The organism is Novosphingobium sp. 32-60-15 (assembly GCF_002280675.1).
Taxonomy (GTDB): domain Bacteria; phylum Pseudomonadota; class Alphaproteobacteria; order Sphingomonadales; family Sphingomonadaceae; genus Novosphingobium.
In genome coordinates, this window is the sequence record NZ_NCEN01000027.1 from 18,791 (window position 1) to 30,202 (window position 11,412).

Below are 11,412 nucleotides of genomic sequence, written 5' to 3' on the forward strand. Positions count from 1 at the left end.
GGTGAGGGAAGGCATTAAACGAATCGGTTGAGCGCAGGCGGAGGCCGCTTAATCGTTTGCGAACGTGGTTAAGGGGTGGTTACCATGAAACAGGTTTTGGGCCTTTGCGCAGCGGTTGTGACTATGTTTGCGCTGGCGAATGCTGCGCTGTTCGGGGCGGAGCAGCGCGTAGAGGCGCAAGCCTTGCCAGTTCAGGCAGCGCCTGCGGTGGGGCAGGTGCTGCAATCGGGCGTGCTGATTGTTGTAAGCAAGGCATCGCAGCGGATGTACGTGTTCAAAGACGGCGCGCTGTGGGATTCCTCACCCGTCTCCACCGGCAAGCGCGGCCATTCAACCCCTGCGGGTGTGTTTCCGATTTTGCAAAAACGGGTGCGTCACCGGTCCAACATCTATAGCAATGCGCCGATGCCCTATATGCAACGGTTGACATGGCGCGGCATTGCGATCCACGCAGGACGCGTGCCGGGTTATCCTGCGTCGCATGGATGCATCCGGTTGCCGTACAGCTTTGCACGCGCGCTGTTTGCGCTGACGAACGCGGCGTCGACGACAGTGGTGGTGACGAACGAGGCGGTGCGGTCAAACGAGGCGGCGGTGACGCTGGCGCTGAATGCGCAAACTGCGCGGCCGGTTATGCCAGGGGGCGTGCATCAGTCGGGTGAAGCGTTGGCGTCGGTTGCGGTGCAGTTGCCGGTCGTCGGGACAGGCCAGACGATTCAATTGGCCGCGGCGACAAGTGTGAGTGAAGCCGAGGCGCGGTGGTCTGCACTGGTTGCAAGCTACCCGCAGCTTGCGGGATTTCGCAAGGCGGTGATCCCGGCGATTGTGGGACAGCGACAGTTCTATCGTTTGCGGGCAACTGCGCCGGGCGCGCATGCTTATTGCGCGTCTTTGAAACGGGCGGGGCAGGATTGTTTTACCGTCAGTTAGCTGGTTCAGAGAGCCCTCGTCACATTGGGTATTGTTAGGCAGGCAAACAATTGTTTAAGGTGTTCTCAAACGGAGAGGATACCAAGATGACCCTGAAACTCTACAGCTTTGGCCCCGCTGCCAATTCAATGAAGCCGTTACTAACGGTGTTTGAAAAAGGACTGGATGTTGAAAAGAACCGGCTTGATCCGGCAAAGTTTGAACATCACAGCGAATGGTTCAAGGCGATCAATCCGCGCGGACAGGTTCCGGCGCTGGTTGATGGCGACAAAGTGATCACCGAATCTACGGTGATTTGCGAATACCTTGAGGACGAATACCCTACGCAAGTGGTTCTGCGACCAGCTGACAGTTTTGGCCGCGCGCAGATGCGGGTGTGGACCAAGTGGGTGGATGAATACTTCTGCTGGTGCGTTTCGACCATCGGGTGGCACCGTTACGTGGGCAACATGGTCAAGGCTCTGAGCGACGCCGAGTTCGAGGAAAAGGTTGCTGCGATTCCGGTGGTGGAGCAGCAGGTGAAGTGGCGACGCGCGCGTGAGGGCTTTCCGCAGGACATGCTCGATGAAGAAATGCGAAAGATCGCCTTTTCAGTGCGGCGGTTAGACGATCATCTGGCCGAAAACGAATGGCTGGTGGGCGGGATGTACAGCCTTGCCGATATCTGCAACTTTGCCATCGCCAACGGCATGCAGTTCGGTTTTGCCGATCTGGTGAACAAGGAAGCGACGCCGCATCTGCTGCGTTGGATCGAGCAGATCAATGCGCGGCCTGCGGTGCAGGCGATGTTTGCGCAAGTCGAGTTGGAGAAGCTGGGGCCGCGCGAATAGGGCTGGCGGGTCAGGTTTCGCGCAGAGGCGCAGAGGAAAAAGAGACCGCCGGGAAAGGTGAAAATCGGCAAAGCCCCAACCTCATTCTCCTCTGCGCTCTCTTTTTCCTCTGCGCCTCTGCACGAAACGATTTTCTTAGTTCCCCGGACGGCGAGCCATGAAGGCGAGGCGTTCGAACAGCATGATGTCTTGTTCGTTCTTCAGCAGCGCGCCGTGCAAGGGCGGGATCGCCTTGGTGGGATCGCGGTTTTGCAGGACGTCGAGGGGCATGTCTTCGTTGAGCAGGAGCTTCAGCCAATCGAGCAGTTCACTGGTGGAGGGCTTCTTCTTGAGGCCGGGGACTTCGCGGACTTCGTAGAAGATTTCCATCGCCTTGGCGATCAGGGTCTTCTGGATGCCTGGGAAGTGAACGTCGATGATGGAACGCATCGTGTCGCGATCAGGGAACTTGATGTAGTGGAAGAAGCAACGGCGCAGGAACGCGTCGGGCAGTTCTTTTTCGTTGTTAGATGTGATGACAACGATGGGGCGTTCGACGGCGGTGATCCGCTCTTGCGTTTCATAGACGTCGAAGCTCATCCGGTCGAGTTCCTGCAACAGGTCGTTCGGGAATTCGATATCGGCCTTGTCGATTTCGTCGATCAGGAGCACCGGAAGCTTGGGCGCAGTGAAGGCTTCCCAGAGTTTGCCCTTCTTGATGTAGTTCGCAATGTCGTGGACGCGTTCATCCCCCAACTGGCCATCGCGCAGGCGTGCGACGGCATCGTATTCATAGAGGCCTTGCTGGGCCTTGGTGGTGGATTTGACATTCCATTCGATCAGCGGCGCGCCGACAGCCTTGGCGATTTCATGGGCCAGCACGGTCTTGCCGGTGCCGGGTTCACCCTTGACCAACAGCGGGCGGCGGAGCAAAACTGCGGCGTTTACGGCAACCTTGAGATCATCGGTTGCAACGTAATTGCTGGTGCCTTCAAAGCGCATCGGCGAATCCTGTCTCATTAATCGTACGGTTAGGCGTTAGATTGCGGGGCATTCCAACGCAAGGGGATGAGTTTCTGACGCTAGTGTCAGCATAGCCGCGATTAAGTGACGCATGCGTCAGAAATCTTGGCTTCATTTATGACGTGAGTGTTAGTTATCGACAGCTGTATCAAAGTGTTGTCTGCATTGCCTGCGATTGCGGCAAGCATAAGGGCAGTGTAGGCCCGCGCGCGATGCTGTTCTCCCGCCATTCCCATGATTCCAGAGGCTATGGCGCTTCACCGCGCGAGCGGGCGGTTTCGTTTGTGGCGGCGCTGCTGATCTGCGCGATGGTGTTCATCGTGATCGTGCAGATGGGCGGGGTGCCGAAGTTTGGCGCACCGGGCGGCGACAGCCTGATCGCCATCGATTTGGGGACAGAGCCTGAGCAGGGCGAGAAGGACAGCCCCGAGCCGGAGAAGGCGCAAGAGCAGGCCGATAGCGCCGACGTGCCGGTTGAGGTGACGCCGGTTGCCCCGCCGCCGGTGCCCATTCCCGGCAAAGTGCAGTGGCCCGAAGGCTTTATCGAGCTTTCCAGGCAAGACTACGCCGCCGCCGACATCCGCAAGATGAAGCGCGCCGAAGGAGGCGGGCAGGCAGGAGCGGGCGGCGGCAGTGCGGGCGCGGAAGGCAAGGGCGATGGGCCGGGCGGCGTGCGGCTGCACAACGCGCAATGGTATCGCGAACCGACCGACGCCGAAATCGCGCCCTATATGCCGAACAACCGCCCGCCGGGCGCCTGGGCGATGATCGCCTGCCGCACGATCGAGAAGTATCACATCGAGGACTGTCAGGAGATGGGCGAGTCTCCGGTGGGTTCAGGTTTGGCGCGGGCTTTACGGCAGGCCTCGTGGCAATTCCTCGTACGGCCACCGCGCGTGAACGGGAAGCCGCAGATCGGCGAATGGGTGCGGATACGCTTTGATTTTACGCGGAACAAGGGTGAGGGGGCGGGTTAGGCCCCTGATTGACAATAAGCGCACGGATTTGTATTTTATATGCATGGCGCAAATCAACATATCTCTGCCCGATAAATTGAAAGAATGGATCGAAGGCCGTGTGGCTGATGGTTCGTTTGCCAGCAGCAGCGATTATGTGCGCGATCTGGTGCGGCAGGATCAGCGAGAGGCTGCGCGACTGGAGCATCTGCGGGCCGAGATTGCGAAAGGCCGAGCGTCCGGGATCAGTGCCCGTTCAATCGAAGACATAATCTCGCAGACGCGGGAGCAGTTACAGGCGCGTGGTGAAGGTTGAACTCAGCCAAGAGGCTGACCGCGACCTTGTTAACATCCTCACTTATGGGGCGGACGCCTTCGGATGGGATAGCGCGGAAGCCTATGTTGCGGGATTTGACCGCAGCTTTGCCTTATTGGCGCGGCATCCGGAAATCGGTGTTCTCCACGAAGAGTTCCGACCGCCAATCCGTTCGCTACCGTATGGTAGCCATCGTCTGTTCTATGATGTTGAGCCGGGGTGCATCATCATCCGGCGCGTGTTGCACAAGTCCGTGGATGTCGGCCGGTGGATCGGTTGATGTGGTATGGGGCGCCTTACTGGGCTTGGCGCCACGTTAATCAGTCGGCAGCTTTCGGAGAGCCGGTTCGGCGTATTAGATGACTGCTAATGGATCGATTTCTACCCCTTGCTATTGTTTGGTTAGTGACCGCGCAACGTCCAACAACGGGCATGGGCCTCCGCCGGATGCGCAAGGCCCTGTGACGTGAAGATAGCGTGGTGATCTCGCGCTTACGATAGCGAGGACTTGAGATTCCCCGTCTTGCATTAAGAGCCGTGCGTTAGAGTCTATGGGAATGCTGACAATTTTGGTTCCGGCTGCATCGAAGTCGGGGAAATCCCCTTCATAAATTCCGAAACGCACTCCAGCGAAACGAACATGATACAGGTTGAAATCGGCAACCTGTTGTTTGCCGATCAATTCTGCTTTTTCTGCCATGCAGAACGTCTTGCCGCACACATTAGGCGGGCGCTCTTCAGTGCAGCCGGCAAGCAGTGCTAGAGCAAATAGACGGATCCAGCCTGCCATCATCAAGCATCAATCAAATCAGGGTCCAACTCTCCCGCCCGGTTCTGGATGAACATGAATCTTTGTGCCGGATCGCGGCCCATCAGGCGGTCGACCAGGTCCTTCACCGCCGCGCGGCCTTCGTATTCGGGCGGTAGGGTGATGCGGATGAGGCTGCGGGTGGCGGGGGCCATGGTTGTTTCGCGCAGCTGGTTGGGGTTCATTTCGCCGAGGCCCTTGAAGCGGCCCACATCGACCTTTTTGCCTTTGAATTTGGTGGCTTCAAGCTGAGCACGGTGCGCTTCGTCTTTCGCGTAGGCCGAGGTGCTGCCGTGGGTGATGCGGTAGAGCGGGGGTTGGGCGAGGTAGAGGTGGCCGCGCCGGACGAGTTCTGGCATTTCCTGAAAGAAAAACGTCATCAGCAGGGTTGCGATGTGCGCGCCATCAACATCGGCGTCGGTCATGATGATCACGCGGTCATAGCGCAGCGCATCGGGATTGCAGTCTTTGCGCATGCCGCAGCCCAGCGCCAATGCGAGATCGGCGATTTCCTGATTGCCCCGGATCTTGTCAGCCGAGGCGCTGGCAACGTTGAGGATTTTGCCGCGAATTGGCAGGATCGCCTGCGTTTTGCGGTCGCGCGCCATTTTGGCGCTGCCGCCTGCGGAATCGCCTTCGACGATGAACAGTTCGGTTTCGCCGCTGCCTTCGCCGGTGCAATCGGTCAGCTTACCGGGCAGGCGCAGCTTGCGCGCGCTGGTGGCAGTTTTGCGTTTGACCTCACGCTCTGCCTTGCGGCGCAGGCGCTCGTCCATGCGTTCCATTACCGCGCCGAGCAGGGCTTTGCCGCGCTCCATATTGTCGGTGAGGAAGTGATCGAAGTGATCGCGCACGGCGGCTTCGACCATGCGCGCGGCTTCGGGCGAAGTCAGGCGGTCTTTGGTCTGGCTTTGGAACTGGGGATCGCGGACGAAGACCGAGAGCATGATTTCGCTGCCGGTGATCATGTCTTCGGGCGCGATGTCCTTGGCTTTTTTCTGGCCGATCAGATCAGCGAAAGCGCGGATGCCCTTCGTCAGGGCGGCGCGCAGGCCTTGTTCGTGGGTGCCGCCATCAGGCGTGGGGATGGTGTTGCAGTACCACGAGTACGAGCCATCGGACCACAGTGGCCATGCGATGGCCCATTCGACGCGGCCCATCTCTTGCCCTTCGGGGCCAGCCGGGAAATCCTGCGTGCCCGAGAATGGGAGCGTGGTGACACATTCGCGGCCCGAGACTTGTTCGGCCAAGTGATCGGCCAAGCCGCCGGGGAACTGGAACACAGCTTCGGCGGGCACGTCATCCGAGACGAGCGAAGGCGCGCATTTCCAGCGGATTTCGACGCCTGCGAAGAGGTATGCCTTCGAGCGGACCAGCCGGAACAGGCGGGCGGGTTTGAATTTGGCATCGGTGCCGAAAATTTCGGTATCGGGCACGAAGGTGACTTGCGTGCCGCGCCGGTTGGGAGCGTTGCCGACTTTCAGCAGCTTTGTGGTGGGAAGCCCGCGCGAGAATTCCTGCGCGTAAAGCTCCTTGTTCCGCGCCACTTCGATGCGGGTGAGCGAGGACAGCGCGTTGACGACCGAGACGCCGACGCCGTGGAGGCCGCCGCTGGTGGCATAGGCCTTGCCCGAGAACTTGCCGCCCGAATGCAGCGTGGTGAGGATGACTTCGAGCGCGGATTTGCCGGGGTATTTGGGGTGTTCATCGACCGGAATGCCGCGACCGTTATCTGATATGGTCAGGCGGCCTGCACTGCCAGGTTCTTCTTCAAGGTAGACTTCGATGCGGTTGGCGTGGCCAGCGACGGCTTCGTCCATCGCGTTATCAAGCACTTCGGCAGCGAGGTGATGGAGCGCGCGTTCATCGGTGCCGCCAATATACATGCCGGGGCGGCGGCGGACAGGTTCAAGGCCTTCGAGAACCTCGATTGCCGAGCCATCATAGGTTTCGCCAGCGGTACTGGCGGGAAGTTTGTCGAAGAGATCATCGGACATGCGAACGGGTATAGAACACGGGCGATTCCGTGCGCAAGCGTCGCAGTGTGCTTATCCGGTGCTTTTCGTGGAGGATGCGGCGGTAAAAGGGTTTGCGTTTAGAATTTAAGAAGAAGTGGGTTTCGCGCAGAGGCGCAGAGGAAAAAGAGAGCGCTGAGGTGTCGTGTCAACCCGCAGGCTTGTTTATCCTTTAGAGGGGGGCGGGCGAGATGCGGCTGCGCCGTTTGAGCACTAGCTTCGCGCTCTCTTTTTCCTCTGCGCCTCTGCGCGAAATCCTTAAAACTTTGTCGGTGCAGGTGAAACTGTGGTGAACGTGCCCGCAGCGACTTGGCGGACTTCCATCGCGCGTTCGGCCATGCCCGAGGCTGTGAAGCGGAAGACGCCGTCGAGGCCGATGAAGCCTTGGGGATCATAGAGCTTGCCGGTGGGGAAGGTGGTGCCGGGCTTCCATGTGCGCGCGATGTTGAGCGTGAGCAGAACGCTATCATAGCCCAAAGTGGCCAGCCGCGAGGGGACTGCGCCGAAGCGGCTGCGATAGGATGTCTCGAACTTGCCAAAGCGGGCGTCCGATACGGCGGCGAACCATGCGCCGCGCATGGCGGGCGAGGTGGCGATGGCGGCTTCACCGCTCCACAATTCTGTGCCGAGCAGCTTTACGCCTTTGCCAGCGGCTGCACTTGCCTGAAGCGCGATGCGGCTGCCATCGGCGATGAGTAGCGCGTCAAACTTGCCCTTGTCCTTGGCGCGGCGAACGGCGCTGGCGACGGAAGTGTTGCCGCGATCATAAGTTTCGATCGACGTAACGGTTACGCCTTGCGCTTCTGCGGCGGCTGTGAGGCCCGCGGTGGCGCGTTGGCCATAATCGCCGGTCGGGATGATGGCCGCAACCGAACTGACGCCACTGGATTTTGCGAAACCGAGCACGCGGGCGATGGATTGGCCGGGCGCCTGACCCATGACAAACACGTCGCGCGAAGCGACCGCGCTGTCATTCGAATAGGTGATCATCGGCACTTTTGCAGTGCGTGCGGCGTTGGCGACGAGGATCACGTCATCAGACAGCAAAGGCCCGAGGATTAGTTTGTTGCCATCGGCAATGGCTTTGCTGGCAGCGATGCCTGCACCGGCTGCGGTATCATACGTGGTGATGCGCAAGTTTGCAGCGTTGGTATCAAGCAGGGCCATTGTTGCGGCATTGGCGATGGATTGGCCGACTGCGCCGCTGGCACCGCTTAAGGGCACGAGTAAGGCAATACGGTGGCGTCCCGCATCCGTTGGCAGGACGTTGGCGTCCGGCGCTTTTTCGGTGGGTTCAGGTGCGGGTGCGATGCCGCCTTTCGGAATGACGGTACAACCAGCCAGCAACGCCAAAGAGCCTGCGGTTACGCCTTTGACGATCCAGCGCCGGTTGGGGCGAGTGCCTTGATCGCGCAGATCGCCTTTGTGCCTGTTCAACATTACGCGCTCACCCTCTTGTCGCACTTTGCCGGTCGGTCCATGAGACGTGTCATGGAAACCCCGCAGCTTGAACCCGGCCTCTACATTGTCGCAACCCCCATTGGCAATCTTGGAGACGTAAGTCGTCGTGCGATTGAAACGCTTGAGCGCTGTAGCGTGATTGCGTGCGAAGACACCCGCGTGACCGGAAAGTTGCTTAACCTGCTGGGTTTGCACAAAGTCATGCGACGTTATGATGATCATGCAAGCGATGGAGCGCGTGAAGCATTACTCGCCGAAATGGCGCAGAATCCCGTGGCGCTGGTTTCGGATGCAGGGACGCCGTTGATTTCCGATCCCGGGTACAAGCTGGTACGCGAGGCGCGGGCGCGTGGCATTGCGGTCACATCAGTGCCGGGGCCAAGCGCTCTGGTTGTGGCGTTGTCGATGGCCGGGTTGCCGACCGACCGGTTCATGTTTGGCGGTTTCCTGCCATCAAAAGGCAAGGCGCGCGGCGATGTGCTGGCGGAATTGGCGGGCGTGCCTGCGACGCTGGTTTTTTATGAAACGGGGCCGCGTCTGGTGGCATCTTTAGAAGCGCTGGCTGAACGCTTGCCGGGGCGTGAGGTGGCGGTGGCGCGTGAACTGACCAAGTTGCATGAGGAATGCCGTAGCGGTTCTGCTGAGGAATTGGCGGCGCATTACACGGCCAATCCGCCGCGAGGAGAGATTGTGCTGCTGGTGGGGCCGCCCTTGGCGCAGGAGGCACCGGCGCAGGATGTGATCGAGGCGGAACTGCGCGCAGCTTTGGCGGAAATGTCGACATCGCAGGCGGCGGGGAAGGTGGCCAAGGCGCACGGGCTGGACCGCAAGGCGCTCTATGCATTGGCGATGACGTTCAAGTGAGCCGATCAAAGCTGACGAGAGCGGAGGCTGAGCGTAGAGGGCGTAAGGGCGAGGCGCTGGCGGCGTGGTGGTTGCGGCTGACAGGATGGCGCATTCTGGCGCAGCGCGTGAAATTGCCGGTGGGCGAAGTCGACCTTGTTGCACGGCGGGGGCGGGCGGTGGCGTTTGTCGAAGTGAAGTGGCGGCGCAGAGAAGCGGCTTTGGCCGGAGCCATCGACGCCCACCGGCTGCGGCGCGTGGCGCGGGCAGCAGAGGCGATAGCGCCCAAGTTTGTGCAGGCAGGCGATACGATGCAGATCGATGTGATCCTGATTGCGCCGTGGTGCTGGCCGCGCAGGATTGCCAATGCGTGGCAACCCGGCGCGTGATGCTGACTTGCACTTACCAGTTAAAATTGTCGCGCCGAGCATGAATCGGCTTTAAGGCGCGGGGGAAGATAAACTCCCAAGGGTGTTACAAGCCATGACTCTGCGCGTCGCCGTCCAGATGGACCCGCTCCATTCCATCAATATCTCCGGGGATTCGAGCTTTGCGCTGATGTTACGCGCGCAAGAGCGGGGGCATGAGATTTACCATTACGACGTGGGTTCGTTGTCACTGGACGAGGATGACCGGCTGATTGCGCATGCGACGCCAGTGACGGTGCAGCATGTGGTTGGCGATCACTATGCCGCCGGTGAGAAACGGCGCCTGGACCTTGGGCGTGACATTGATGTGGTGCTGATGCGGCAGGACCCGCCGTTTGACATGGGCTATATCACGGCCACCCACATGCTTGAGCGGATCGAGGCCGAGACGCTGGTGGTGAACAACCCGCGCAGCGTGCGCAATGCGCCGGAAAAGGTCATGGTGCTTGATTACCGCAGGTTCATGCCGCCGACTCTGGTCACGCGTTCGGTGGATGAAGTGCGCACGTTCCAGAAAAAGCACGGCGCGATTGTGATCAAGCCGATCCACGGCAATGGTGGCAAAGCGATCTTCCGCGTTTCGGAAGAGGGTGAGAACCTTGGCGCTCTGTTCGAGGTGTTCAACCAGACTTGGCCCGAGCCGCACATGGTACAAGCGTTCCTGCCCGAAGTGGCCAAGGGCGACAAACGCATCGTTCTGGTGGATGGTGAGATCGCGGGCGCAATCAACCGGCGGCCCGGCGAGGGGGAATTCCGCTCCAACCTTGCTGTGGGCGGCTATGCCGAGAAGACGGAATTGACTGCGGAAGAGCGGGAAATCTGCGCTGCGCTCGGGCCGGAGTTGAAGCGGTTGGGGCTCATCTTCGTCGGCATTGATGTGATCGGCGGAAAATGGCTGACCGAGATCAATGTGACTTCGCCGACCGGGATTGTGGCGATTGACAAGTTCAACGGTACGGACACGGCGGGGATGATCTGGGACGCAATTGAAGCGCGGCTTTAGGGGCGTACTTTCTGAATACCGCCACCCCAAGCCCTTCCGCTGAAACGGTGGGGCACCACTTCGCGCGAAGAGCGTTGCCCCCGGTATGAACGACTGGATTGTCCAATTAATCGAGGGCGGTGGCTATTGGGGCATTGCGTTCCTGATGGTGATCGAAAACGTCTTTCCGCCAATCCCTTCGGAATTGATCATGGGCCTTGGCGGGATTGCGGTGGCGCGTGGCCGGATGGAGTTTTGGCCATTGATGGTGGCAGGAACGGTGGGATCAACGCTGGGCAATTATTGCTGGTACTTGCTGGGCCGAAGCCTTGGCTATGAGCGGCTTAAGCCCTTTGTAGACAGGTTCGGGCGATGGCTGACGGTTGAATGGGAGGACATCGAATACATCGTCGGATTTTTCCGGCGACATGGCCAATGGGTGGTTTTTGCGGTGCGGTTTGCGCCGTTCATGCGCACAATGATCTCGCTTCCTGCAGGCCTGACGCGGATGGGGCATCTTTGGTTTTTGGCGTTCACTTTTGCAGGGGCGGCCATCTGGAATGCCATTCTGGCAGGAGCGGGATATTACCTCGGACGCAACTTCGATGAATTGGAGAAGTTTACCGGACCAGTGGCGGTTGCCACGGTTGTCATCGTGGTCGTGGTCTATATCTGGCGTGTAATTGTGTGGAAGCCGCGGGCCAAAGCTTGAAAAATTGAATTTACCAACCATAGACTAAACGTAAGCGCCGACGGAAGGCGGCGTTGACGTAAGTCTATTTGGCCTTCCGCGGGCGCGGCGCCCATTTCTTTGCCAGCGCTGCTAAGCGGTTATGGATCA

13 protein-coding genes are annotated in these 11,412 nt (G+C 59.7%); 9 read left to right on the forward strand and 4 right to left on the reverse strand.

Annotation, left to right across the window (positions count from 1 at the left end):
* Window positions 1–84 precede the first annotated feature (84 nt).
* Together B7Y89_RS15735 and B7Y89_RS15740 are read left to right on the forward strand one after the other, a co-directional pair.
* Window positions 85–930: a L,D-transpeptidase family protein gene (locus B7Y89_RS15735; RefSeq protein WP_292939552.1), complete on the forward strand. Its 846-nt coding sequence runs from the start codon at window positions 85–87 to the stop codon at window positions 928–930.
* An 86-nt stretch (window positions 931–1,016) separates the two neighbouring features.
* A complete protein-coding gene (locus tag B7Y89_RS15740; RefSeq protein ID WP_292939555.1) occupies window positions 1,017–1,760 on the forward strand; it encodes a glutathione S-transferase family protein in 744 nt (247 codons plus the stop codon).
* A 135-nt stretch (window positions 1,761–1,895) separates the two neighbouring features.
* Here the strand turns inward: B7Y89_RS15740 and B7Y89_RS15745 are convergent, their stop codons facing one another.
* Entirely contained in the window at window positions 1,896–2,741 is an 846-nt protein-coding gene (locus B7Y89_RS15745; RefSeq protein WP_292939590.1) for a MoxR family ATPase, read from the reverse strand.
* A gap of 233 nt (window positions 2,742–2,974) precedes the next feature.
* Here B7Y89_RS15745 and B7Y89_RS15750 point away from each other — a divergent pair, with 233 nt between their 5' ends.
* From B7Y89_RS15750 to B7Y89_RS15760, 3 genes are read left to right on the forward strand one after another with little or no spacing between them, the layout of a single operon-like run.
* Window positions 2,975–3,739: a hypothetical protein gene (locus tag B7Y89_RS15750; RefSeq protein WP_292939558.1), complete on the forward strand. Its 765-nt coding sequence runs from the start codon at window positions 2,975–2,977 to the stop codon at window positions 3,737–3,739.
* Window positions 3,740–3,782: 43 nt separating this feature from the next.
* Complete coding sequence (locus tag B7Y89_RS15755; protein ID WP_292939561.1) at window positions 3,783–4,034, forward strand: type II toxin-antitoxin system ParD family antitoxin; 252 nt, start codon at window positions 3,783–3,785, stop codon at window positions 4,032–4,034.
* A complete protein-coding gene (locus tag B7Y89_RS15760; RefSeq protein WP_292939564.1) occupies window positions 4,021–4,314 on the forward strand; it encodes a type II toxin-antitoxin system RelE/ParE family toxin in 294 nt (97 codons plus the stop codon). Before B7Y89_RS15755 ends, B7Y89_RS15760 begins: the two co-directional genes overlap by 14 nt.
* A 111-nt stretch (window positions 4,315–4,425) precedes the next feature.
* On the opposite strand, the gene B7Y89_RS15765 is transcribed toward B7Y89_RS15760, so the two are convergent.
* The 3 genes from B7Y89_RS15765 to B7Y89_RS15775 all read right to left on the reverse strand — a co-directional run bounded on the left by B7Y89_RS15765 (window position 4,426) and on the right by B7Y89_RS15775 (window position 8,297).
* On the reverse strand, window positions 4,426–4,824 hold the full coding sequence (locus B7Y89_RS15765; RefSeq protein ID WP_292939567.1) for a hypothetical protein: 399 nt from the start codon (window positions 4,822–4,824) through the stop codon (window positions 4,426–4,428).
* Between the two features lie 2 nt (window positions 4,825–4,826).
* The gene (parE, locus tag B7Y89_RS15770) at window positions 4,827–6,839 is read right to left on the reverse strand and encodes a DNA topoisomerase IV subunit B (protein WP_292939570.1); all 2,013 of its coding nucleotides are present in this window, start codon (window positions 6,837–6,839) and stop codon (window positions 4,827–4,829) included.
* A 276-nt stretch (window positions 6,840–7,115) separates the two neighbouring features.
* Window positions 7,116–8,297 carry a penicillin-binding protein activator gene (locus B7Y89_RS15775; RefSeq protein WP_292939573.1) on the reverse strand — a complete coding sequence of 394 codons (1,182 nt, stop codon included), beginning with the start codon at window positions 8,295–8,297 and terminating at the stop codon, window positions 7,116–7,118.
* Window positions 8,298–8,336: 39 nt separating this feature from the next.
* Here B7Y89_RS15775 and rsmI point away from each other — a divergent pair, with 39 nt between their 5' ends.
* The 4 genes from rsmI to B7Y89_RS15795 all read left to right on the forward strand — a co-directional run bounded on the left by rsmI (window position 8,337) and on the right by B7Y89_RS15795 (window position 11,283).
* Window positions 8,337–9,182, forward strand: coding sequence for a 16S rRNA (cytidine(1402)-2'-O)-methyltransferase (gene rsmI / locus B7Y89_RS15780; protein ID WP_292939576.1), 846 nt, complete (start codon window positions 8,337–8,339; stop codon window positions 9,180–9,182).
* Between the two features lie 11 nt (window positions 9,183–9,193).
* Window positions 9,194–9,550: a YraN family protein gene (locus B7Y89_RS15785; protein ID WP_292939593.1), complete on the forward strand. Its 357-nt coding sequence runs from the start codon at window positions 9,194–9,196 to the stop codon at window positions 9,548–9,550.
* Between the two features lie 94 nt (window positions 9,551–9,644).
* Window positions 9,645–10,592: a glutathione synthase gene (gshB, locus tag B7Y89_RS15790; RefSeq protein ID WP_292939579.1), complete on the forward strand. Its 948-nt coding sequence runs from the start codon at window positions 9,645–9,647 to the stop codon at window positions 10,590–10,592.
* An 85-nt stretch (window positions 10,593–10,677) separates the two neighbouring features.
* Window positions 10,678–11,283 carry a DedA family protein gene (locus tag B7Y89_RS15795; protein ID WP_292939581.1) on the forward strand — a complete coding sequence of 202 codons (606 nt, stop codon included), beginning with the start codon at window positions 10,678–10,680 and terminating at the stop codon, window positions 11,281–11,283.
* The last annotated feature ends 129 nt before the right edge of the window (window positions 11,284–11,412 follow it).